The sequence below is a fragment of the Halomonas sp. YLGW01 genome (genome assembly GCF_014840935.1).
Taxonomy (GTDB): domain Bacteria; phylum Pseudomonadota; class Gammaproteobacteria; order Pseudomonadales; family Halomonadaceae; genus Onishia.
This window is the reverse complement of record NZ_CP062005.1, coordinates 2098931-2123754: the sequence shown is the minus strand read 5'-3', so window position 1 is coordinate 2123754 and position 24824 is coordinate 2098931. Positions and strand designations below refer to the sequence as shown.

The window sequence follows — 24824 nt, the reverse complement described above, 5'->3', positions numbered from 1 at the left end:
TGCAACGCCGAGGGGCTGCCAGATGGCAGCCCCTCGGCGTTTAGCGGGGATAGCAAGTGCTGTAAGCCGGCGCGTCAGGCGGTGGGGCGCCGGCGCTCGGTGCGCTGAGCCTCCATGGCCTCGCTGCCGGTCTCGGCATAGGGAAGCCCGATCATGATCTCCCCACTGCGCGGGACGAAACTCTCCTGGGCGGTGGCGATGCGGATCCGCCCGCCGGGTGTGAAGGCAAACAGCGGCAGCAGGCGATCCCGGTGCCTGGCGCGGTAGTCCTCGATCTTCATAGTGGGGGTGATCGGCATGCACTCGAGGGTGGCGCCGCGGGCGATCAGGCTCGAGAGGCGGGCGAAGGTCACATCGTCACCAAAGGCCACCGGCAGGTGCCCCAGGGCCTGATCATGGCGAGGTTGTGGCTTCTTGCCGGCCTTGACCGCCAGACGGTAGACCTTGCCTTCGCCGACCTGGGGCTCGAAGTGCAGGGCCGCCAGGTTGTTGAGTTCCCGATAGGGCGACAGCGGCAGCAGGTGGCCGATACCGGTCAGCTCCAGGTGCTGGGCCGCATGCTCGGAAAGCGGGTCGCCATAGTACACCGGTAGCCCCGCCGCACGTGCTTCCTGGACGGCATCCCAGCTGTTGTCGGTCAGCAGCACCTTGAAACCGTTGTCCTGCAGGGCGCCGGCGATCGCCCGGGCCACCGGGTTGGCGCCGATGATCAGGAAGCCCCGCGGCGTGGGGCGGCTCAGGCTCAGGGCGCCGGCCAGCGGGCGGGCCAGCAGACTCTGCATCACCACGGTGCTGATGATCACCAGGAAGGTCACCGGTACCAGCAGCTCGGCGCCGGGCATGTTCAGGCTTTCCAGGCGCAGCGAGAATAGCGAGGCGACGGCTGCGGCGACGATGCCGCGGGGGGAGATGAAGGCCAGCAGGGTCTTCTCGCGCCAGTCGAGCCCGCTGCCCAGGGTGCACAGCCAGACCGTGAGCGGCCGCGCCACTGCCACCAGCACCGCCAGGAAGGCCCAGGCCGGCCAGGTCAGCAGCGACAGCTGGTCGACGGTCAGGCGGGCGGCCAGCAGGATGAAGAGCCCCGAGATCAGCAGGACCGACAGGGTCTCCTTGAACTCGATGATCGGCTGCGTCGGCACGCCGCGCATGTTGGCCAGCCACACGCCCATCACGGTGACGGTCAGCAGTCCCGACTCGTGGAAGAGGGTGTTGGAGATCGAGTACAGGGTCAGCATCATCATCAGGGTGCCGAAGCTGTGCAGCTTGCGCGGCAGCCAGTGATGCCGCAGCACCAGGCCCCACAGGTAGCCGCCGGCGATGCCCAGCCCGAAGCCGATCAGCGCCGTCTTGCCGAACAGCAGCAGGGTATGGGCGGCGGCGTTGCCGGCATCCACCGAGCCGCCCAGCGCCACGAACTCGTAGACCAGTACCGCGCCGATGGCCCCCACCGGGTCGATCAGAATGCCCTCCCAGCGCAAGATCTGGGTCAGGTTCTCCTTGGCGCGCAGGGTCTGCAGCAGCGGCAGCACCACGGTGGGGCCGGTGACCACCAGCAGCGCGCCGAGCACGCTGGCCATCTGCCAGGACAGATCGAGCAGCAGGTAGGCGGCCCCGGTACCGATCAGCCCGGTCACCAGCACACCCCAGGTCACCAGCCGGCGCACCGTGCGGCCATGGCCCCCCAGTTCACGAAAGCTCAGGGTCAGCGCCCCCTCGAAGAGGATCACCGCCACGGCCAGCGAGACCAGCGGGAACAGCAGGTCGCCGAGCAGGGCATCCGGGGCGAGTACGCCGGTGACGGGGCCCGCGGCGATACCGGCGATCAGCAGCGTGAGAATGGCCGGTAACTGCAGCTGCCAGGCGACCCATTGACAGATCAGGGCCAGCAGGCCGATTCCCGCCAGGTGGAGGGCTGCATGCTCCATGAGATGCTCCGGTGAGTGTCAGAAAGCCGCGAAGCCTATCTTCGCCGTAGGCCACATGCAAACCCAATTCGGTATCCGTGTGTTCCGGATGATATCGGCGCTGTCGACACGCGCTTTGCCGCGGCCGTGCGCGGCTCGCGTGTCGTTATGTCGTGACGGGGAAATGAGGGTGAGTGGCTCGTGTTGGCAGGCCGGCGGGGCTTGATCAGAAGGGTCGGGAGCAGAGTCAGGCTAGAAGAGTCAGGCCAGCAGCCCCCGGTCGATGGCGGCCGGAGGCATGACGCCGAAGCCTGCCCGGCCGTCTCGGCCGGGCAGGCCGCCGGGTCAGGCGCGGCGCAGCGTCTCCAGCAGGCCCTGCAGGGGGTGTGCCAGTGCGGTGTCGGAGAGCCGCTTGGCCTGGCTGCGGCAGGAATAGCCGGTGGCCAGCAGGCGGCCTGTATTGGCGGGATCCTCCACCTTGGGCTGCCAGGACTGGGCATAGATGGTCTTCGAGGTGGCGAGGTTGCGCGCCTCGTGGCCGTAGGTGCCGGACATGCCACAGCAGCCGCTCGAGAGCACCTCGAGCTCCAGGCCGAAGGCGCCGAAGACCTGCTGCCAGGCCTTGGGGGAGCCCGGGGCGTTGGTCTTCTCGGTACAGTGGGCGAGCAGCTTGAAGCCCGGGTCGGGCAGGCTGAGCCCGCGAGGCGTCAGCCGCTTGCCCAGCGACACCAGCCACTCCTGAAGCATCAGCACTTCGGGCACGGCGTCTGGGCCCAGTGCCTTCACATACTCCTGGCGGTAGGTGAGGGTCATGGCCGGGTCGATGCCCACCAGCGGCACGCCGAAGCTGGCCAGCGTGCGCAGCCGCCGTGCCTGACGGTCGGCGGTACGCGCGAAGGCGCCGAGGAAACCCTGGACGTTGAGCGGCTTGCCGTTGGGCGAGAAGGGCGCGACGAAGACTTTCACATCCAGGCGAGAGAGCAGCTCGACCACGTCCATGACCAGCTTCGATTCGAAGTAGCTGGTGAAGGCATCCTGCACCAGGATCACGCTGTTGGCCTTCTGGGTCTCGGTGAGCAGGCCAAGCGATGTCGGAGTGGCCTCGGCAACGCCCCAGGCCTTGAGCTGCTTCTTGAGGCTCGCCCGCGAGAGCCGGGGGCTGTCGACCATGCCGATGGGGCCGGACAGCAGGCGATCCACCAGGCGGTTGTCGAGGGTCGCGTTGTAGAGCGGGGCCACCGGGGCGAGATAGGGCACCAGAAACTCCAGGCCGCCGATCACATAGTCCCGGGGGGCGCGCAGGTAGCGGCTGTGGTAGACCTCGAGGAACTGGGAGCGGAATTCCGGCACGTTGACCTTGATCGGGCACTGACCCGCACAGGACTTGCAGGCCAGACAGCCGGCCATGGCGTCGTAGACCTCGTGGGAAAAGTCTTCCTGGCCGCGGCGCTTGGCCCAGGTGTTGCGGGCGCGGGCGGGGAAGCTTCGCAGAAAGCCCCAGGCGCCCTCGGCCTTCGTCCTGCTCGACTCCTCGATCACGTCGGTGCCGGCCTGGCCCTGCAGGCGCAGCCACTCCCGCATCAGGCTGGCGCGCCCCTTGGGCGAGTGGACCCGTTCGCGGGTCGCCTTCCAGGAGGGGCACATGGCGTCGTTGGGGTCGTAGTTGTAGCAGGCGCCATTGCCGTTGCAGTAGACCGCTGAGCCGTGGGTCTGCCAGACCCGCTCATCGATCTGGCGATCCTGCTGACCCCGGGTCGGCACGCCATCGATGGTCAGCAGGCCCGGGTCGACCCACTTGACGGTCTGTTCGGTGGTCTCGTTCGCGCCGCTGGCGGCGTCAGACGTGACCTCTTGGCCGTCTGAGGAAGCGGCTGCGGATGGGGTCGAGGACTCCGCGACGTCGGTTGCGCTCTCCGCGGTTCCGGGTGGGGTAGAGGATTCCGCGTCGTCGGGCGCGCTTCCCGCGGGTCCGGGCGGGATGGAGGAAGAGAGCGGGGTGGCGATCTTGCCCGGGTTGAGCTGATTGTGCGGATCGAAGGCCGCCTTCAGCCGCTGCAGGCTCGGGTATAGCTCGCCGAAGAACCTGGGGGCGTACTCCGAACGCACGCCCTTGCCGTGCTCGCCCCACAAGAGGCCGTGATACTTGTGAGTCAGCTCGGCGACCTCATCCGAGATTTCGCGGATCAGCGCTTCCTGGGCCGGGTCCTTCATGTCGATGGCCGGGCGTACGTGCAGCACGCCGGCATCGACGTGGCCAAACATGCCGTAGGCGAGGCCGCGTGCATCCAGGGCGGCGCGGAACTCGGCGATGTAGTCGGCCAGGTGCTCCGGTGGCACCGCGGTGTCCTCGACGAAGGGAATCGGGCGCTTCTCGCCCTCGGCATTGCCGAGCAGGCCCACCGCACGCTTGCGCATGGCATAGACTCGCTGGATCTGGTCACGGCCCTTGGCCAGGGTGTAGCCCAACCGCTCGACGCTGGCATCCGCTTCCAGGTGGCGGGTGAAGTCGGCGATGCGGGCCTCCAGCGTCGCCGGGTCATCGGCGTTGAATTCGATCAGGTTGATGCCGCGGATGGTGGCGGCCTGCGCGGCCACGGCGGTGTCGCCGTCGGCATCGCCTCCCGATGGCGCATCGGGAGAGGCCGGGAAGAACTCTTCCACGCTGTCCCAGACGAAGTCCTGCATGGCGAGATTGAGGACCTTGTCGTCCACCGTCTCGATGGAAGTGGGGGCGGCGGCACTCGCCATCAGCGCCTTGGCATCGCGGAGGGCATCCATGAAGCTTGCATAGCGCACATTGACCAGGGTGGAGTGTCTGGGAATCGGCAGGACGTTGAGCACCGCCTCGTTGAGCAGTCCAAGCGAGCCCTCCGAGCCGCACAGCACGCTGTTGAGATCGAACTCCCGATCGTCGGTGTAGAGGTGTGCCAGGTCATAGCCGGTCAGGCAGCGGTTGAGCTTGGGGAACTTGGCCTCGATCAGTCCGGCCTGGGTGTCGATGATATCGCGGGCCGTGCGGTGAGCCTCGCCGATGCGATCCTGACGGGCGCATTCGCTGTCCAGGTCGTCGGCATCCAGCGGACGACTGGTGAGGCGTTCACCGCCCAGCAGCACGCTGTCGAGCTCGAGCACGTGATCGCGGGTCTTGCCATATTCGCAGCTGCCCTGGCCGCTGGCATCGGTCGAGATCATGCCGCCGATCGTCGCGCGGTTGGAGGTCGACAGCTCCGGGGCGAAGAAGAGCCCATGGGGCTTCAAGGCGGCATTGAGCTGGTCCTTGACCACCCCGGCCTGAACGCGGACCCGGCGATTCTCGACGTCGATATCGAGGATGGCGTTCATGTGCTTGGAGACATCCACGACCAGGCCGTCGGTCAGCGACTGGCCATTGGTGCCGGTACCGCCGCCGCGGGGGGCGAGCACCACCCGGTGGTGGGCGTCCTGCCCAGCGAGCCGGGCGATACGCTCGAGATCCTCGCCGTGGCGGGGATACAGCACCGCCTGGGGCAGGCGCTGATAGATGGAATTGTCGGTGGCCAGCACGGTGCGGTTGGCATAGTCAGGCGCGATCTCGCCGTCGAACCCTTCGGCCCGCAGGGCCTCGAGGAAGCGCAGGTAGTCGGCGTCGAGCCGGGCGAGGGTGTCCAGTTGTGCAATCATGAGTCGCTATCAGACCGTGGGTCGCTGCCCTGGCCGGCGGTCATCGCCATCGATGTCCTGGCGTGGGCAGGAAGAAAGGAATAGCGCCCACTTTACCGGAGCACGCCGGGCGGTGCACCCCGGCCCCGGCGTGGTGAAAGGAGTGGCTTTTCCCTACAATGAGCGCCTACTGGCGACATTGCCCATTTATTGACTGTGACGGACAGGATTCCATGCTCGATCCAAAACTTCTGCGTGGTGACCTCGATCAGGTTGCCCAACGACTGGCCAAGCGTGGCTTCACTCTCGATACCGCTCAACTCGAGTCGCTGGAGTCTAAGCGCCGCGAGCTGCAGACTCAGACCGAACAGTTGCAGAGCGAGCGCAATACACGCTCCAAGGCGATCGGCAAGGCCAAGGCCGAGGGACAGGACATCGAGCCGCTCCTGGCCGAGGTGAGTGATCTCGGCGATCGCCTGGATGCGGCCAAGAAGGCGCTGACGGGGCTGCAGGAGGAATGGGACGCCCTGATCTCGGCCCTGCCCAACCTGCCTCACGACAGCGTGCCGCAAGGCGCAAGCGAAGACGATAACGTCGAGCTGCACCGCTGGGGCACGCCGCGTCAGTTCGACTTCGAGGTCAAGGATCACGTCGATCTCGGTGCCAAGCTTGGCTACCTGGACTTCGACATGGCGTCCAAGCTGACCGGTTCGCGCTTCGCGGTGATGCGTGGCCCGATCGCCAAGCTGCACCGGGCGCTTGCTCAGTTCATGCTCGACACCCAGACAGAGGCGCATGGCTACGAAGAGTGCTATGTGCCCTACATGGTCAATGCCGACTCCCTGACCGGCACCGGTCAGTTGCCTAAGTTCGGCGACGACCTGTTTCGCCTCGAGGGGGATCAGGACTACTACCTGATCCCCACCGCCGAGGTGCCGCTGACCAACTTCGCCCGGGATGAGATTCTCGAGTACAAGGCCTTGCCGGTGCGCCTGACCGCACATACCCCGTGCTTTCGTAGCGAGGCCGGCTCCCACGGGCGTGACACTCGCGGCATGATCCGCCAGCACCAGTTCGACAAGGTCGAGATGGTGCAGATGGTCGAGCCGGACAAGAGCTACGATGCCCTCGAGGAGATGCGGGGCCACGCCGAGGCGCTGCTGCAGGCGCTGGAGCTGCCGTATCGTGTCGTTACCCTGTGCACCGGGGACATGGGCTTCGGGGCGACCAAGACCTACGACCTGGAAGTGTGGCTGCCGAGCCAGGATACCTACCGGGAGATCTCCTCGATCTCCAACTGCGAGGACTTCCAGGCGCGGCGCATGCAGGCGCGCTTCCGCCATCCGGATCACAAGAAGCCGCAGCTCTTGCACACCCTCAACGGCTCGGGGCTCGCCGTGGGCCGCTGCCTGCTGGCGGTGCTCGAGAATAACCAGCAGGCTGACGGTTCGATCGTGGTGCCCGAGGCGCTGCGTCCCTACATGGGTGGCCGCGAGGTGATCAACGCCTGAGCGCGCCGAGGCCTTGTCGGCATGCAGGCGTATCAGTGATTGCCTCCCCCCATCGTCAGACGCGACCGATCGCGTGACGTGACAGGGAATAGCAAGGCCCCGACGGCAGCGCCGTCGGGGCCTTGTGCATTTGGCGTCAAGCGCTGTACTTGACCCGGTGCTTGATCATCGCGTCACTCGTCGGCAATGGCCCAGTGAATGGCCACCTCGGCCTCGATCTCGATCTGGCCAGGGCGATACTCGGAGGCCGACTCCTTTGGGGCCGCATCGGCGGCGCGCATCATCATCTGCGGCTGGAACCTCGGCATCTGCGTTTCCTGCACCTGCAGCACGCGGCCCAGGGTGATGCCCAGGCGCTCGGCCATCAGGGTGGCCTTGGCCTTGGCCCGGTCGATGGCGAGCTCAAGGGCCTTGTCGCTTGCGGCGCTGCGATCCTTGAGATCGTAGCTGACGCCATCCAGGGCATCGACGCCGGCGGTGGTCAGGGCATCGAGCAGGCCGGGAAGGGCCTCCAGGTCATCAAGGGTCAGGGTGACCGGCCGGGTCAGCTGAGTCCGCACCCGCCGCTCGGGCTGGCCCTCGGTGTCGACAGGGCCTTGGATATAGCTCGGCTGCACCGATAGTGAGCCGGCCTGGATGGCGTCCCGGGGCAGGCCGTCCGCCTCGAGGGTGCGAATCAGCTTGCCCATGCGGGCCTCGAGCCGGCTGCGCGCCTGGCTCAGGGCCTCGGGGCTCGCCTCCCGGGCCGAATCGATCGCCCGCGCTGGAGTGCGCTCCCACAGGCGGGCGTTGAGGGTGGCCATGTCCGGCGCCACCTCCAGGGTGTGGTGCGCCGCCACCTCGAGTCGTCCCGGCGTTTGATCCTGGACAGCCGGCGGCTGAGCCTGGGCCGTGGCGCCTGTCGTCAGCCAGGTGGCCAGCAGCAGGCCAAGAAGGGAGCGGGCGCGCGAGCCGTGGCATGGAGGGGTGAGACGGCCGATTAGGCGACGGCCCATCAGAGCAGGTGGGGCAGGAAAGGAAAGCATGAAACCTCCGTGCAGTGTGGCTGACATCTCGCCCGTCGATTGTGTAAAGGGGGCGGCGAGTCGGTAAACTTCATTCATCATCCAGCATAAGCGATTCCCGGGAAGGGCTCATGAACGACGAGGATCTCGACGAGGCGGCGAACACCATGCCGCTTAACCTGACCCTGGCGCTGGCCGCGCTGGTGGTCATCATCGGCGGCATGAAGCTCGGGGCCAGTCTGCTGGTGCCGCTGCTACTGTCGCTGTTCATCGCCGTGATCTGTACCTCGCCGGTGCACTGGTTGCATCGCCATGGCGTGTCGCTGCGGCTGTCGGTGTGGCTGACACTGATGGTGATCGGGTTGCTGCTGAGTCTGCTGGGCTTGTTGCTGGTCAATAGCGTCAATACCTTTGCCGAAGAACTGCCAGGCCTTGAGTCGCAACTCTATGAGCATTACCTGAGCATCCTCAACTGGCTGGCGGGCATCGGGGTGTCGATCCGCCCGGAGCGTTTCTCCGAATGGCTGGACCCAACTCAGGCCACCCAGCTGATTCCGGCGCTGCTGGGTGAAGTCGGCAACGTCGTGATGCAGAGCCTGATCGTGGGGCTGCTGGTGATTTTCTTGCTGTTCGAGACGCTCCATTTCCGCGACAAGGTCTCCCAGGCGCTGCTGAATCCGGCGCCGAGCCTTCAGCGCTTCAATGAGTTCAGCCAGACGCTCAAGCGTTACCTGGCGGTGAAGACCCTGATCAGCCTGGTGACCGGGGTGCTGGTGTGGCTGGCCTGCAAGATATTGGGCGTTGATTTCCCATTGCTGTGGGCGACGCTGGCCTTCGGGCTCAACTACATTCCCAATATCGGCTCGGTGCTGGCGGCGATTCCCCCGGTGCTGCTGCTGCTGGTCTCACCCCAGGGTGGGGTCTTCCCGGCGACGCTGCTGGCGGGGAGTTACCTGGGCATCAACTTCGTGTTGGGCAACCTGGTCGAGCCGCGGGTGATGGGGCGCGCGTTGGGCCTCTCGACCTTCGTGGCGTTCCTATCGCTGGTGGTATGGGGCTGGATCCTGGGGACGGGGGGGCTGTTGCTGTCGGTGCTGTTGACGATGACCCTCAAGATTGCCCTCGACAGTCATCCTCAGACGCGCTGGATGGCCCGCCTGCTGGGGCCGGCCCATGAGCGCCCGGTGACGCAGACCAATCACGTGGGGCCGTCTTCAGAGCCCTGACACACAGGGCCCTGAAACGCCGACGCCCCGGCAAGGCCGGGGCGTCGGAGCGAACGTGATGGGGGCGAGGCCCGCGATCAGGCGTTCTGATCGATGAACTGCGCGAGCTGTGACTTGGACTGGGCGCCGACCAGCGAGGCCACCTTGGCGCCAGACTTGAAGAGCATCACGGTCGGTACGCCGCGAACGCCGTGCTCGGCGGCAATGTCCGGTGCGTCATCTACGTTCACGCTCACGACCTTGACATTGTCGGCACGCTCATCGGCGACTTCGTCCACCACCGGCGCCATCATCTTGCAGGGGCCGCACCAGGGGGCCCAGAACTTCAGCAGAACAGGCATGTCCGCCTTGAGGACTTCCTGCTCAAAGTTGGCGGTGGTGACATCGACGTTGTTGGCCATGGAATTCTCCCGTTGCATTACGCGTTGAACGCGTGCTGTTTCAGCATAGTCGGCTGATGTTAGCGGCCGCCGAGGCCGCTGGCAAATGCCGGTTCCCCAATCAGATCAATAGCCGGAGGCCATGGTCTCGACATCGAGGCTGCGCGCTCACAGGGCATTGTTATATGCTATGCTTATAGCATAAAGTAATCATGCTACATCATGTTATTGCATTGCGGTATTAAAACCGTGAGTCGACGGCCGGGTCAATGCACGGGCATAAGGAGTGTTTCGGGGATGAAGCTGCAGCAACTGCGTTATATCTGGGAGGTCACGCGCCATAATCTGAATGTCTCGGCTACGGCGCAGAGCCTCTTTACGTCGCAGCCGGGCATCTCCAAGCAGATTCGGCTGTTGGAAGACGAGCTCGGCGTCGAGATCTTTGCCCGCAGCGGCAAGCACCTGACCCGGGTAACGCCCGCCGGCCAGGCGATCATCGATCTGGCGGGGCAGGTGCTGCGTACCACCGACAACATCAAGCAGGTCGCCCAGGAGCACAGCAACGAGCGCCGCGGCAGCCTGTCTATCGCCACCACCCACACTCAGGCTCGCTATGCGTTGCCGCCGGTGATCGGCGACTTCACCCGCAAGTACCCCGAGGTGGCGCTGCACATGCAGCAGGGCACGCCCAAGCAGATTGCCGAGATGGTCAGTGAGGGGCAGGCCGATTTCGCTATCTGTACCGAGTCGCTGGAGCTCTTCAATGACCTGGTGCTGTTGCCCTGCTACCGATGGAACCGCTGCGTGCTGGTGCCCAAGGGCCATCCGCTGGCCGAGGCCGGCAAGCTGACCCTGGAGGGGCTGGCCGAGTATCCGCTGGTCACCTATGTGTTCGGTTTCACCGGCCGCTCGCAACTCGATGATGCCTTCCGCAATCAGGACCTCACGCCCAATGTGGTGCTGACGGCCGCGGATGCCGATGTCATCAAGACCTACGTGCGGCTCGGCCTGGGTGTGGGTATCGTTGCGCACATGGCAGTGGACCCCGAGACCGACGATGATCTGGTGGCGCTGGATGCCAGCCATCTCTTCGAGAGCTCCACCACCAAGATCGGCATTCGCCGCGGCACCTTCATGCGCGGCTTCATGTTCGACTTCGTGCAGGGCTTCGCGCCGCATCTCGACCGCGACCTGGTCGAGGCGGCGCTGGCCGCCGGCCCGCGCCACGAGCAGGAACTGTTTGCCGATATCGAGCTGCCGGTGCGCTGAGCGCGCCCTAAAGGCCGCTCAGGCGCCCGTCGGGTGTCATGAAGACGGCCTGTGGCCAGGCAGTGCGGCACAGCGGCACAAGGCAAGGCAGCCGCGCACACCAGACAAGAGAAGGCCCCGGCAACTCGCGTTGCCGGGGCCTTCTCGTCTTCAACGACCAAAGTCGCTACTGACACGATGACTGGCGAGCCACTCGATGATCAGTGCTGAAGGTGCAGACCGCACTCGCGCTTGTCTTCCACCTTGGTGGGGTCGAAGTAGTCGAAGTTGTTGGGCAGGTCGTGCTTGACCAGATACTCGTACATGTCCTTGGCGCTCCAGTGCAATACCGGGGCGACCTTGATCAGGCCATCGTCGTTGATCGACACCGGCTGCATCTTGGCGCGTTCGGGAGTGTCCTCGGCACGCAGGGCGGTCAGCCAGACCTGCGGGGCCATTTCGCGCAGGGCGCGAGTGAAGGGCTCGAGCTTGACCTCCTCGGTGAAGGCGGCATGGCGCGGGTCATCGATGGTCGGCATGGCGCCTTCCAGGGCTTCCCGGTGGGCACGGGTGCGCTTGGGCAGGTAGCTGACCAGATTCAGGTCAAGCCGCTTGATGACCTCGTCGGCGAAGCGGTAGGTGGCCTCGGTGTTGTAGCCCGAGTCCATCCAGACGACCGGGATGTCCGGCTTGACCCGGGTGACCATATGCAGGATCACCGCCTCGAAGGGGCGGAAGTTGGTGGTGCAGATGGCATGCTGACCGAGGCCCAGCGCCCAGCGGGTCATGGCCTCCGGGTCGTGGCCGAGGTCGCGATTGATGGCGTCGATGTCAAAGTCCATGGGGCCTCCTGAAATGATGAGGAACCTGAGAGCGTTCCGATAATGGCGATACCCTAGCAAATCGCCTGTCCCCGGCCCCAATACCTATTGGTTCGGTTCTTATATAGCGAAATGATTGCACGTCAGGGTGTCGTTAGAATGCCTGGTGCTATATGGCGCATCGGGCTGACGTGTGTGTCCGGCATGTCTGTGGCCCCGCCTTCCTCACTGCGGCTCGGCGTCGCTCAGCGCCGTCAGCAGGTGCCGGATCTTGTCCAGGGTCTCGACGTATTCGGCATCCTCCTCCGAGTCGGCGACCAGGCCGCCACCGCCCCATAGGTGCAGCTGCCCGTCACTGGCCACTGCGGTCCGGATGGCGATCGAAGTGTCCATGTGCCCACGCTGGTCGATATAGCCCAGGCTTCCGCAGTAAACGCTGCGCCGGCTGGGCTCCAGCTCGTCGATGATCTGCATGGCGCGAATCTTCGGCGCGCCGGTGATCGAGCCACCCGGGAAGGCCGCCGCCAGGATGTCCAGCGGCGTCTGATCATCGGCCAGGCGTCCCTCGACCACGCTGACCAGATGGTGCACGTTGGCGTAGCTTTCCAGTCCGCACAGCTGGGGCACCCGCACGCTCCCAGGAGCGCAGGCCCGGCTCAGGTCGTTGCGCAGCAGATCGACGATCATCACGTTCTCGGCGCGATCCTTGGCGCTGGCCTTGAGCTCCTTGGCCAGGGCCACATCCTGCTCGGGGGTATCGCCTCGCGGGCGCGTGCCCTTGATCGGACGGGCCTCGACGTGGCCTGCATGACACTGCAGGAACCGCTCCGGTGACAGCGACAGCACTGCCTTGTCATCCCAGGCCATGTAGCCGGCGAAGGGCGTGGGGGTCGCCTCGCGCAGGTGCAGGTAGGCCTGCCACAGGTCGCCCCGGTAGGGGGCGCTGAAGCGCTGGGTCAGATTGATCTGGTAGCAGTCGCCGGCATGAATATAGCGCTGTACGGCGCGAAAGCGCTCGCCATAGCCCGCCCGGTCCTGCTCGCCTGCGAAGGGGGAGATGATGGCGAAGGGCGCACTGATCGGGGCGTCGGCCGCCAGCCAGCCTTCCACCTGGGCGCGGCGCTTCCGATCGGCCACCAGGAAGCTCTCGCCGAGCGCATGATCCTGGATGATCGCCCAGTCATAGAGACCGACCCGGCTCCAGGGCAGGTCGACGAGGTCCGCGGCCTGGCCGGCAATCGGCTCCAGGCACCGGCCGAAGTCGTAGCTCCAATAGCCGATCAGGCCGCCGAGGAAGGGCAGGTCGCTCTCCGGTGCCTCCACGGCGAGCCGTGAAAGCAGGGCCTTCTGCGCGGCGATCGGCTCTTCAGGCAGCGGCGGGTCGATATCGCAGTCGACCTGGCCGGAGGGGCTGACACTCATCAGGGCCAGTGGCTCGGCGCTGATGATGTCATAGCGTCCCCCAGGACCTTGCGGGCGTCCGCTATCGAGCAGCACGGCACCGCGACGCTCGCGTAACGGGCCAAAGTAGCCGAGCGGGTCCGGCCGATAGGGCAGTGGCGTGATTTCCAGTCGTGAACTCATGGGGTGTGCTTTTCCTCAACGAGCGCCACATTCTAGGGGCCGCGACGCCATTTGTCCCTTTCGTGTCATCAGTGTTGCCGCCGAATCGGGAAAGACTCAGCTTCGCTCCGCCATCTCTGGTAATATTGTCGACAACAGAGCGAGAGCTCGCCTTTAGCCTTACACCAAAAGGTGTAGCCCATGCGGGTCATCTGCATATTGACCGCATCACGGTGGCTAGCTAAAGTTCATTTTATCATTTAATTGTCGACAATCCCCATGACAACGTCCTCACCCGATCTCTCGACCCCGGAAGTGCGCACCCTGGCAGAGCGAGTCTTCAACCAGCTGCAGAGCGACATCGTGCGCGGTGACCTGGCGCCGGGCAGCAAGATCACCGAACCCGGCCTCTCCAAGGCCTATGGCATTTCCCGTGGCCCGCTGCGTGAAGCCATGCGTCGGCTCGAGACGCATCGCCTGATCGAGCGGGTGCCACATGTCGGCGCCCGGGTGGTCAAGCTGTCGATGAAGGAGCTGATCGAGCTGTTCGATGTGCGCGAGGCGCTGGAGAGCATGGCCGCCAGGCTCGCCGCCGAGCACATGACCGCCGAGGAGATCGCGGGCCTGCGTGAGGTGCTGGCCGTGCATGAGCGCCAGGCCGATCTCCGGCGTGGCGAAGCCTACTTCCAGCGGGAAGGGGATCTCGACTTTCATTACCGGATCGTCCAAGGCAGCCACAATCGCATGCTGATGACGATTCTCTGTGATGACCTTTATTACCTGGTGCGGCTCTATCGCACCCAGTTCAGCGCCAGTGGCACCCGGCCGCAGCGGGCCTTCGTCGAGCACCATCGTATTGTCGATGCCATCGAGGCCGGCGATGCCGAGCTCTCCGAGCTCCTGATGCGTCGCCATGTTAGCGCATCGAGAGCCAATGTCGCCGAGCGCTATGCCGCCATTCTCGATCAGGAATCCTCACCGACCCCGTGACGGACATCGCTCCGGGGCGCTTCCCAGACAGGAGATCACCATGACCACCCTAACTCCCGGTGCCCGCTTTCGTGCCGCCCTCGAGTCGCAGCGTCCGTTGCCGATCCTGGGCACCATCAATGCCTATACCGCGCTGATGGCACAGAGAGTCGGTCATCAGGCGATCTACCTTTCCGGTGGCGGGGTGGCCAATGCCTCCTTCGGCCTGCCGGACCTTGGCATGACCACCATGAACGACGTGGTCGAGGACGCTCGGCGCATCACCGCCGCCAGCGATCTGCCGTTGCTGGTGGACATCGACACCGGCTGGGGCGGGGCCTTCAACATCGAGCGTACGGTCAAGGAGATGCAGCGTGCCGGTGTGGCGGCCGTGCATCTCGAGGATCAGGTAGCCCAGAAGCGCTGCGGCCACCGTCCCAACAAGGCCATCGTCTCCAAGGAGGAAATGGTCGATCGCATCAAGGCCGCCGCCGATGCGCGCCTCGATCCGGACTTCTACCTGATCGCTCGCACCGATGCCTTCCAGAAGGAAGGGCTCGAGGCAGCCATCGACCGGGCCAACGCCTGCATCGAGGCCGGCGCCGATGCCATCTTCGCCGAGGCTGTGCATAGCCTCGATGACTATCGGGCCTTCTGCGACCGGGTGAAGGCGCCGATTCTTGCCAACATCACCGAGTTTGGCGCCACGCCGCTGTTCAGTCAGCAGGAGCTCGGCGAGGTCGGCTGTCGCATGGTGCTGTATCCGCTGTCGGCCTTCCGTGCCATGAATGCCGCCGCGCTCAAGGTCTATCAGAGCATCGCCGAGACGGGGCATCAGCGAGACGTGGTCGACATCATGCAGACCCGCGATGAGCTCTACGACTTCCTCGATTATCACAGCTTCGAGCAGAAGCTCGACGCACTCTTCGCCGACAAGGGGCAGGCCTGAGTCAGCGACCGGGCGCCACCACGGCGGCGGCCGTCAGTAAACAAGCGTCACGACAACAACGACAAGATCGATCACACGCCAGTAGGAGACACGTCATGGCAGAACAACCCAAGGCAGCCGCCGGCCTGCGCGGCCAGAGCGCGGGCAGCACCGCCCTGTGCACCGTGGGCAAGAGCGGCTCCGGGCTGACCTATCGCGGCTACGATATCCACGACCTGGCCGAGCATGCGCGCTTCGAGGAGGTGGCTTACCTGCTGCTCAAGGGCAAGCTGCCTAACCAGGCGGAGCTCGATGCCTACATCACCAAGCTCAAGGGCCTGCGCGACCTGCCTGATGCGCTGAAGGCCGTGCTCGAGCAGATTCCTGCCGATGCCCACCCGATGGACGTGATGCGCACGGGGGCCTCGATGCTCGGCAACCTGGAAACCGAGCAGAGCTTCGATCAGCAGCAGGACGTGGCGGATCGGCTGCTGGCGGCACTGCCGTCGATCATTTGTTACTGGTATCGCTTCACGCATGATGGGGTGCGTATCGACACCGTCACGGACGACGCCTCGGTGGGCGGGCACTTCCTGCACCTGTTGCGGGATGCGCCGGCCTCCGAGCTGCACGCCCGGGTCATGAACGTCTCGCTGATTCTCTACGCTGAGCACGAGTTCAATGCCTCGACCTTCAGTGCCCGGGTCTGCGCCTCGACCCTCTCGGACATGCACTCCTGCGTGACCGGTGCCATCGGCACCCTGAGAGGCCCGCTGCATGGTGGCGCCAACGAGGCGGCGATGGCGATGATCGAGGATTGGCAGAGCCCGGAAGAGGCCGAGCGGGAGATCATGGGCATGCTCGAGCGCAAGGAGAGGATCATGGGCTTTGGTCATGCCATCTATCGTGAGTCTGATCCGCGCAACGCCCTCATCAAGCAGTGGGCCAAGAAGCTCGCCGAGGACGTCGGCGACAGCGTGCTGTATCCGGTCTCCGAACGGGTAGAAGCGGTGATGTGGCGCGAGAAGAAGCTGTTCTGCAACGCCGACTTCTTCCATGCCAGCGCCTATCACTTCATGGGCATCCCGACCAAGCTGTTCACCCCGATCTTCGTCTGCTCGCGGGTCACCGGCTGGTGCGCCCATGTCTTCGAGCAGCGCGAGAACAATCGCATCATCCGCCCCAGTGCCGATTACAGTGGCCCGGAGCCGCAGGCGTGGGTGCCGGTCGAGCAGCGCGATTGATGCCGACCCTGGCGGATGAGCGTGGCGGCGGCAGCTGAGTCGCCACGCTCTTTCCACCCCACGCGCCCTGATATCACCTGCCTTGATCGCGCCTGCCCTGATCTCACCTGAAAAGAGATGCCCGACGCCATGAACACCGAATACCGCCACCCCTTGCCCGGCACGTCGCTTGAGTACTTCGATACCCGTGCGGCCGTCGAGGACATCAAGCCCGGTGCCTACGACACGCTTCCCTACACCTCTCGCGTGCTCGCCGAGCAGCTGGTGCGACGCTGCGAACCGTCCCTGCTGACCGATGCCCTCAAGCAGCTGATCGAGCGCCGGCGCGACCTGGACTTCCCCTGGTACCCGGCCCGCGTGGTGTGTCACGACATCCTCGGTCAGACGGCCCTCGTGGACCTCGCGGGGCTGCGCGATGCCATCGCCGAGAAGGGGGGTGACCCGGCCAAGGTCAACCCGGTGGTGCCGACCCAGCTGATCGTCGATCACTCGCTGGCCGTCGAGCATGCCGGTTTCGAGAAGGATGCCTTCGCGCAGAACCGTGCCATCGAGGACCGTCGCAACGATGACCGCTTCCACTTCATCGACTGGACCAAGACGGCCTTCGAGAACGTCGATGTGATCCCGCCCGGCAATGGCATCATGCACCAGATCAACCTGGAGAAGATGTCGCCGGTGGTACAGAAGCGAGATGGTGTGGCCTTCCCGGATACCTGTGTGGGTACCGACAGCCACACTCCGATGGTCGACGCCCTGGGCGTGATCTCGGTGGGCGTGGGCGGCCTCGAGGCCGAGAGCGTGATGCTGGGTCGTGCCTCCATGATGCGTCTGCCGGACATCGTCGGCGTGAAGCTGACCGGCAGGCTCCAGCCGGGCATCACCAGCACGGACATGGTGCTGGCGCTGACCGAGTTCCTGCGCCAGGAGCGCGTGGTCGGCGCCTATCTCGAGTTCTTCGGCGAGGGGGCCGAGGCGTTGACGGTGGGCGACCGCGCCACCATCTCCAACATGACCCCGGAATACGGGGCCACGGCGGCGATGTTCTACATCGACGACCAGACCATCGATTACCTCAAGCTTACCGGCCGCGACGATGATCAGGTGGCCCTGGTCGAGACCTACGCTAAGCAAACGGGGTTGTGGGCCGACAGCCTCAAGGGCGCCGAGTACGAGCGGGTGCTGACCTTCGATCTCTCCTCGGTCGCTCGCACCCTGGCGGGCCCGTCCAACCCCCATGCCCATCTGCCCACCTCGGAGCTCGCCAAGCGCGGCATCGCCATACCCTCATATAAGGACAGCGACAAGGCGCAGGCGGATGAGAAGGCGGGCAAGATGCCCGATGGCGCGGTGATCATCGCCGCCATCACCAGCTGCACCAATACCTCGAACCCGCGCAATATGGTGGCCGCGGGCCTGATCGCCCGCAACGCCAACCGGCTGGGGCTGACCCGCAAGCCCTGGGTCAAGTCCTCCCTGGCGCCGGGCTCCAAGACGGTGAAGATGTACCTGGAGGAGGCCGAGCTGCTGCCCGAGCTCGAGGACCTCGGCTTCGGCGTGGTGGCCTTCGCCTGCACCACCTGCAATGGCATGTCCGGCGCCCTGGACCCGAAGATCCAGCAGGAGATCGTCGAGAGTGACCTCTATGCCACGGCGGTGCTGTCAGGCAATCGCAACTTCGACGGTCGCATCCACCCCTATGCCAAGCAGGCCTTCCTGGCCTCTCCGCCGCTGGTGGTGGCCTACGCCATCGCGGGGACCATCCGCTTCGATATCGAGAAGGATGCGCTGGGCCATGACCAGGACGGCAAGCCCATCACGCTGAAGGACATCTGGCCCGCGGACGAGGAGATCGACGCCATCGTCAAGCAGAGCGTCAAGCCGGAGCAGTTCCGCCAGACCTATATCCCGATGTTCGATGTGGACAAGGGGGCGCACTCGCTGGTCAACCCGCTCTACGAGTGGCGCCCCCAGAGCACCTATATCCGCCGCCCGCCCTACTGGGAAGGCAATATGGCCAAGGAACGCACCCTCAAGGGGATGCGCCCACTGGCGGTGTTGCCGGACAACATCACTACCGATCACCTGTCGCCGTCCAATGCCATCATGGCGGACAGCGCGGCAGGGGAGTACCTGGCGAAGATGGGCCTGCCGGAGGAGGACTTCAATTCCTACGCGACCCACCGCGGCGATCACCTGACCGCGCAGCGTGCCACCTTCGCCAATCCCAAGCTTTACAACGAGATGGTGCGGGACGAGGCCGGCAAGGTGAAGCAGGGCTCGCTGGCGCGCATCGAGCCGGAAGGCAAGGTCACCCGCATGTGGGAGGCCATCGAGACCTACATGGCGCGCAAGCAGCCGCTGATCATCGTGGCCGGTGCCGACTACGGCCAGGGCTCGTCCCGTGACTGGGCGGCCAAGGGCGTGGCACTCGCGGGGGTGGAGGCAATCGTCGCCGAGGGCTTCGAGCGCATCCACCGGACCAACCTGATCGGCATGGGCGTGATGCCCCTGCAGTTTGGCGAGGGCACCACCCGCCATACCCTGCAGCTCGATGGCACCGAGACCTACGACGTCGAAGGCACGCCGGCGCCGCGTGCCACGCTTGAGCTGGTGATTCACCGCCAGACCGGCGAAGTCGACCGGGTGCCGGTGACCTGTCGCCTGGATACCGCCGAGGAGGTCTCCATCTACTCCGCCGGTGGTGTGCTGCAGCGCTTCGCTCAGGATTTCCTCGAGTCCGAGGTCGGGGCGGCCAGTTGAACCGGGTGACGAGCGGAACCTGGTGAACCTCCCATCGACCCGGCGCCTCAGGGCCCCGGGTCGATCTTTCTCTATGCAAGGATGTGATCTCCATGGCAGATGTCCCCCAGACTCATGTTCCACAGGTCAGGATCCCCGCTACCTACATGCGTGGCGGGACCAGCAAGGGTGTCTTCTTTCGTCTTCAGGACCTGCCCGAGGCGGCACGCCAGCCGGGTGAGGCCCGTGACCGCTTGCTGTTGCGGGTGATCGGCAGCCCCGATCCCTACGGCAAGCAGATCGACGGCATGGGCGGGGCGACCTCCAGCACCAGCAAGACGGTGATCCTTGAGAAGAGCGACAGCCCCGATCATGACGTCGATTACCTGTTCGGCCAGGTTTCGATCGACAAGGCGTTCGTCGACTGGAGCGGCAACTGCGGCAACCTATCTGCCGCCGTGGGCCCCTTCGCCCTCAGCAACGGCCTCATCGACCCCGCGCGTATCCCCGAGAACGGAGTGGTCGAGGTGCGTATCTGGCAGGTCAACATAGGCAAGACCATCGTCTCCCGGGTGCCGATCACCGACGGCCAGGTGCAGGAGACCGGTGACTTCGAGCTCGACGGCGTGACCTTCCCGGCTGCCGAGGTGCCCGTGGCCTTCAAGGATCCCGCGGACGGCGAGGGCGCTATCTTTCCGACCGGGAACCTGGTCGATGACCTGGAGGTGCCGGCAGATGTCGTGAAAGGGGGGCGCCTCCGGGCGACGATGATCAATGCGGGCATTCCCACCGTGTTCATCAATGCCGCCGATCTCGGCTACTCCGGCAGCGAACTGCAGGAAGCGATCAATGGCGATCCCGAGGCGCTTGAGAAGTTCGAGAGCATCCGCGCCCACGGGGCCTTGCGCATGGGGCTGATCAAGGCGCTTGGTGAGGCGGCCGATCGACAGCACACGCCCAAGGTGGCCTTCGTGGCACCGCCGGCGAGCTACACGGCGTCCAGCGGCAAACCGGTCGAGGCCGACGAGATCGACCTGAGGGTGCGTGCGCTCTCCATGGGCAAACTGCATCACGCCATGATGGGGACCGCGGCGGTGGCCATCGCTTCGGCGGCTGCGATCGAGGGCACCCTGGTCAACCTGGCCGCCGGCGGCGGCAAGCGCAATGCGGTGACCTTCGGCCACCCGTCGGGGACCCTGCGGGTCGGCGCCGAGGCCAGTCTGGTGGAGGGGCGCTGGGTGATCGAGCAGGCGGTGATGAGCCGCAGTGCCCGTGTGCTGATGGAAGGATGGGTAAGAGTGCCCGGCGACAGCTTCTGATCGGCCGTCTGGCGTTGTCGCGCCTCGAGTCAACGGGCCCGGGGGCACGCCTCTTCCTATAGTGAAGAGGTCGGGAATGAGGGGAGCCAAGCCACCGGAGAGGAGAAACTGCCATGGACGTCACCGCACAAGCCAATGTCCGCCCGGACTATGATGCCGAGCTGCAACGGATCGCCGACTATGTCCTGGACTACCGCATCGACAGCGTCGAGGCCCTGGAGACTGCGCGCCATTGCCTGATGGATACCCTGGGTTGTGGCCTCTTGGCGCTGCGCTTTCCGGAGTGCACCAAGCACCTGGGGCCGCTGGTCGAGGGCACGATGGTGCCCCATGGTGCTCGGGTGCCTGGCACCTCTTTCCGGCTCGACCCGGTCAAGGCAGCCTGGGATATCGGCTGCATCATCCGTTGGCTCGACTACAACGACACCTGGCTGGCCGCCGAGTGGGGGCATCCGTCTGACAATCTGGGTGGCATTCTCGCCATCGCCGATCATCTGTCACAGCAGCGGGTCGCCGATGGTCGCTCGCCGTTGACCATGCGCTCGGTGCTCGAGGCCATGATCATGGCCCACGAGATACAGGGCGTGATCGCGCTGGAGAACTCCTTCAACCGGGTGGGGCTCGATCATGTCGTGCTGGTCAAGGTGGCTTCCACCGCGCTGGTCGCCAAACTGATGGGCGCCGATCGCGAGCAGCTGCTGGCTGCGCTTTCCCATGCCTTCGTTGACGGCCAGAGCCTGCGCACCTACCGCCATGCGCCTAATGCAGGTTCGCGCAAGTCCTGGGCCGCGGGTGATGCCACCTCGCGGGCCGTGCGTCTGGCCGATATCGCCATGCGAGGTGAAATGGGTATTCCCGGGGTGCTCAGCGCCCCGCAGTGGGGCTTCTATGACGTGCTGTTCGCGAAGACCAACAAGGATCAGCAGATCAAGCCGGAGGCCCAGCGCCAGTTCGGCTTCGGTCAGGACTACGGCACCTATGTGATGGAGAACGTGCTGTTCAAGATCGCCTTCCCGGCGGAGTTTCACGCGCAGACCGCCTGCGAGGCCGCCATGTCGCTTCACCCGCAGGTCAAGAATCGCCTCGATGAGGTCGACAAGATCGTGATCACCACCCATGAGTCGGCGATTCGCATCATCTCCAAGGTGGGCGCCCTCGCCAATCCGGCCGACCGAGATCACTGCCTGCAGTACATGACGGCCGTGCCGCTGGCCTTCGGGAGCCTGACCGCGGAGCACTATGAAGACACCTTTCATCGGGACCATCCGATCATCGACCAGCTGCGCGACAAGATGGAGATCCAGGAGGACGAGCGCTATACCCGCGAGTATCTCGAGGCCGACAAGCGCTCCATCGCCAATGCCATTCAGGTGTTCTTCAAGGATGGCAGCAAGACCGAGCAGGTCGCCGTCGAATACCCCATCGGCCACCGCCGACGCCGCGAAGAGGGCATCCCGCTGCTCGAGGAGAAGTTCAGGGCCAACCTGGCGACCCGCTTTGCGCCACGTCGCTGCGACGACATCATGAGTCTGTGCGAGGATCAGGCGCGCCTCGAGGCTACCCCGGTCCATCGCTTCGTCGACCTCTTGGTGATCTGAGCCCGCCTGTCCTCTGTGCTCTATATGGGGGAAGAGGTAAGGCATATATAGGCATATAGCGGCGGGGAGTGACGTGCACCTTGATGTGCGCAATGTTTACTAGGGAGATAGAAGGCCACCTTTAGTATGAGTGGGGTTCGCCAGTGTCTGGTTATCGGGTAGCAGGATGGTCCTTCCTTAGTTGCCCAGATAATCCATATAGAGGGGCCGCTTGCCTTGAACTACCTTTATGGATTGGAGAGGCTTTACGGCAGTCAGACAGTTTTTGAAGATAGTCGTAGAAAAGCCCTTGCGTGTGTCCGCGATAATCCGTAAAGTACGCATCCGCTGCCGCCGACGAGCAAACGTCGGATGCGGTAAAGGGTGTTGGAAGCACTTGTTTTTGTTTAAGTTTTTTGAATCGCTCGGCGATATCGGGATTGACAAAAACGCCGGAAACGGTAGAATGCTCCTCCACTCAATCGGCGCTCAACTCGCCGCTGGTTCGCTCGGTCATCTAGAGTGAGCAACAAAAGCAAGGGTTGACATTCACTGCCGATTCAGTAGAATACGCCTTCCTCGCAGGGCGCCGGCCGAACGGCCAGGCAGATGCGGGATGCTCCACTCTTCAAGAGCTCGGAGCTGCTCTTTAACAATCGATCAGATAATTCATGTGGGCGCTTGTCGATGAAGGGGTGATCAGTCACCGATACTTCAAGGCAAGCGACTCGTCAAAGGAAGCCAATTCGGCTGACTTTTTGAGACGTTTGAACCTTGAGCCAAGTTTGGTCTGCTTCTTTCTTCGGAAAGGTAAGACCGTATGATTTTAAACTGAAGAGTTTGATCATGGCTCAGATTGAACGCTGGCGGCAGGCCTAACACATGCAAGTCGAGCGGAAACGATCCTAGCTTGCTAGGAGGCGTCGAGCGGCGGACGGGTGAGTAATGCATAGGAATCTGCCCGGTAGTGGGGGATAACTTGGGGAAACTCAAGCTAATACCGCATACGCCCCAAGGGGGAAAGCAGGGGATCTTCGGACCTTGCGCTATCGGATGAGCCTATGTCGGATTAGTTAGTTGGTGAGGTAATGGCTCACCAAGACCGCGATCCGTAGCTGGTCTGAGAGGATGATCAGCCACACTGGGACTGAGACACGGCCCAGACTCCTACGGGAGGCAGCAGTGGGGAATATTGGACAATGGGCGAAAGCCTGATCCAGCCATGCCGCGTGTGTGAAGAAGGCCTTCGGGTTGTAAAGCACTTTCAGCGAGGAAGAAGGCCTGACGGTTAATACCTGTCAGGAAGGACATCACTCGCAGAAGAAGCACCGGCTAACTCCGTGCCAGCAGCCGCGGTAATACGGAGGGTGCAAGCGTTAATCGGAATTACTGGGCGTAAAGCGCGCGTAGGTGGCTTGATAAGCCGGTTGTGAAAGCCCCGGGCTCAACCTGGGAACTGCATCCGGAACTGTCAGGCTAGAGTGCAGGAGAGGAAGGTAGAATTCCCGGTGTAGCGGTGAAATGCGTAGAGATCGGGAGGAATACCAGTGGCGAAGGCGGCCTTCTGGACTGACACTGACACTGAGGTGCGAAAGCGTGGGTAGCAAACAGGATTAGATACCCTGGTAGTCCACGCCGTAAACGATGTCGACTAGCCGTTGGGAGCCTCGAGTTCTTAGTGGCGCAGTTAACGCAATAAGTCGACCGCCTGGGGAGTACGGCCGCAAGGTTAAAACTCAAATGAATTGACGGGGGCCCGCACAAGCGGTGGAGCATGTGGTTTAATTCGATGCAACGCGAAGAACCTTACCTACTCTTGACATCGTGCGAACTTTCCAGAGATGGATTGGTGCCTTCGGGAACGCACAGACAGGTGCTGCATGGCTGTCGTCAGCTCGTGTTGTGAAATGTTGGGTTAAGTCCCGTAACGAGCGCAACCCCTATCCTTATTTGCCAGCGAGTAATGTCGGGAACTCTAAGGAGACTGCCGGTGACAAACCGGAGGAAGGTGGGGATGACGTCAAGTCATCATGGCCCTTACGAGTAGGGCTACACACGTGCTACAATGGCAGGTACAAAGGGTCGCAAGACGGCGACGTGGAGCTAATCCCATAAAGCCTGCCTCAGTCCGGATCGGAGTCTGCAACTCGACTCCGTGAAGTCGGAATCGCTAGTAATCGTGAATCAGAATGTCACGGTGAATACGTTCCCGGGCCTTGTACACACCGCCCGTCACACCATGGGAGTGGACTGCACCAGAAGTGGTTAGCTTAACCTTCGGGGGAGCGATCACCACGGTGTGGTTCATGACTGGGGTGAAGTCGTAACAAGGTAGCCGTAGGGGAACCTGCGGCTGGATCACCTCCTTAATCGACGACTCGCCTCTTCTCGGCAAGTGTCCACAATGAATTATCTGATCGGCCAGAGCATAAGACTGTTTGGGTCGCGGACCCAGTGGTTAGTAAGCCGGGTCTGTAGCTCAGTTGGTTAGAGCGCACCCCTGATAAGGGTGAGGTCGGCAGTTCGAGTCTGCCCAGACCCACCAATGTTTACTTGTCAGAGGGGCCTTAGCTCAGCTGGGAGAGCGCCTGCCTTGCACGCAGGAGGTCAGCGGTTCGATCCCGCTAGGCTCCACCATCCCAACACAGTCACCTGTGAGTCCACAGTCACAAACCTATCATCACAAATGATGATGTCGGGTTTGTGACTGTCGGTTCGACAGTCGCTCTTTAACAATATGAATCATGCTGAC

General features: G+C 64.0%; 15 protein-coding genes, 2 tRNA genes and 1 rRNA gene. 12 read left to right on the top strand and 6 right to left on the bottom strand.

The window, feature by feature from the left end; all coding sequences use genetic code 11:
• Nucleotides 1-74: 74 nt before the first annotated feature.
• Nucleotides 75-1925, bottom strand: coding sequence for a sodium:proton antiporter (locus tag IEJ03_RS09830; protein WP_192034688.1), 1851 nt, complete (start codon nt 1923-1925; stop codon nt 75-77).
• 324 nt (nt 1926-2249) lie between these two features.
• Nucleotides 2250-5564 (bottom strand): FAD-binding and (Fe-S)-binding domain-containing protein, encoded by a 3315-nt coding sequence (locus IEJ03_RS09825; RefSeq protein WP_192034687.1) that lies wholly within the window; start codon nt 5562-5564, stop codon nt 2250-2252.
• 212 nt (nt 5565-5776) lie between these two features.
• Here IEJ03_RS09825 and serS point away from each other — a divergent pair, with 212 nt between their 5' ends.
• Nucleotides 5777-7054, top strand: coding sequence for a serine--tRNA ligase (serS, locus tag IEJ03_RS09820; protein ID WP_192034686.1), 1278 nt, complete (start codon nt 5777-5779; stop codon nt 7052-7054).
• Nucleotides 7055-7227: 173 nt separating this feature from the next.
• Here serS and IEJ03_RS09815 read toward each other — a convergent pair whose 3' ends face one another.
• Complete coding sequence (locus tag IEJ03_RS09815) at nt 7228-8079, bottom strand: SIMPL domain-containing protein (RefSeq protein WP_242457929.1); 852 nt, start codon at nt 8077-8079, stop codon at nt 7228-7230.
• A gap of 110 nt (nt 8080-8189) precedes the next feature.
• Here IEJ03_RS09815 and IEJ03_RS09810 point away from each other — a divergent pair, with 110 nt between their 5' ends.
• Complete coding sequence (locus IEJ03_RS09810; RefSeq protein ID WP_192034685.1) at nt 8190-9284, top strand: AI-2E family transporter; 1095 nt, start codon at nt 8190-8192, stop codon at nt 9282-9284.
• 77 nt (nt 9285-9361) lie between these two features.
• On the opposite strand, the gene trxA is transcribed toward IEJ03_RS09810, so the two are convergent.
• A complete protein-coding gene (trxA, locus tag IEJ03_RS09805) occupies nt 9362-9685 on the bottom strand; it encodes a thioredoxin (RefSeq protein ID WP_192034684.1) in 324 nt (107 codons plus the stop codon).
• Nucleotides 9686-9961: 276 nt separating this feature from the next.
• On the opposite strand from trxA, the gene cysB reads away from it, so the two are divergent.
• Entirely contained in the window at nt 9962-10933 is a 972-nt protein-coding gene (gene cysB / locus IEJ03_RS09800; RefSeq protein WP_192034683.1) for an HTH-type transcriptional regulator CysB, read from the top strand.
• Nucleotides 10934-11133: 200 nt separating this feature from the next.
• Here cysB and IEJ03_RS09795 read toward each other — a convergent pair whose 3' ends face one another.
• Both IEJ03_RS09795 and pabB read right to left on the bottom strand, forming a co-directional pair.
• Entirely contained in the window at nt 11134-11754 is a 621-nt protein-coding gene (locus tag IEJ03_RS09795) for a phosphoadenosine phosphosulfate reductase family protein (RefSeq protein ID WP_192034682.1), read from the bottom strand.
• Between the two features lie 204 nt (nt 11755-11958).
• The gene (gene pabB / locus IEJ03_RS09790; RefSeq protein WP_192034681.1) at nt 11959-13317 is read right to left on the bottom strand and encodes an aminodeoxychorismate synthase component I; all 1359 of its coding nucleotides are present in this window, start codon (nt 13315-13317) and stop codon (nt 11959-11961) included.
• Between the two features lie 258 nt (nt 13318-13575).
• Between pabB and IEJ03_RS09785 the strand changes: the two genes are divergently transcribed.
• From IEJ03_RS09785 to IEJ03_RS09745, 9 genes are all read left to right on the top strand, one after another.
• Entirely contained in the window at nt 13576-14286 is a 711-nt protein-coding gene (locus IEJ03_RS09785) for a GntR family transcriptional regulator (RefSeq protein WP_192034680.1), read from the top strand.
• Nucleotides 14287-14326: 40 nt separating this feature from the next.
• Nucleotides 14327-15214: a methylisocitrate lyase gene (gene prpB / locus IEJ03_RS09780; RefSeq protein WP_192034679.1), complete on the top strand. Its 888-nt coding sequence runs from the start codon at nt 14327-14329 to the stop codon at nt 15212-15214.
• Between the two features lie 95 nt (nt 15215-15309).
• Nucleotides 15310-16437, top strand: coding sequence for a 2-methylcitrate synthase (prpC, locus tag IEJ03_RS09775; protein ID WP_192034678.1), 1128 nt, complete (start codon nt 15310-15312; stop codon nt 16435-16437).
• 129 nt (nt 16438-16566) lie between these two features.
• Entirely contained in the window at nt 16567-19197 is a 2631-nt protein-coding gene (gene acnD, locus IEJ03_RS09770) for a Fe/S-dependent 2-methylisocitrate dehydratase AcnD (protein WP_192034677.1), read from the top strand.
• 92 nt (nt 19198-19289) lie between these two features.
• Nucleotides 19290-20495: a 2-methylaconitate cis-trans isomerase PrpF gene (gene prpF / locus IEJ03_RS09765; RefSeq protein ID WP_192034676.1), complete on the top strand. Its 1206-nt coding sequence runs from the start codon at nt 19290-19292 to the stop codon at nt 20493-20495.
• 113 nt (nt 20496-20608) lie between these two features.
• On the top strand, nt 20609-22093 hold the full coding sequence (gene prpD / locus IEJ03_RS09760; protein WP_192034675.1) for a 2-methylcitrate dehydratase: 1485 nt from the start codon (nt 20609-20611) through the stop codon (nt 22091-22093).
• Nucleotides 22094-22900: 807 nt separating this feature from the next.
• Nucleotides 22901-24441: ribosomal RNA gene (locus IEJ03_RS09755) — 16S ribosomal RNA — on the top strand.
• A 99-nt stretch (nt 24442-24540) separates the two neighbouring features.
• Nucleotides 24541-24617, top strand: a tRNA-Ile gene (locus IEJ03_RS09750).
• A gap of 16 nt (nt 24618-24633) precedes the next feature.
• Nucleotides 24634-24709, top strand: a tRNA-Ala gene (locus IEJ03_RS09745).
• Nucleotides 24710-24824: the final 115 nt, after the last annotated feature.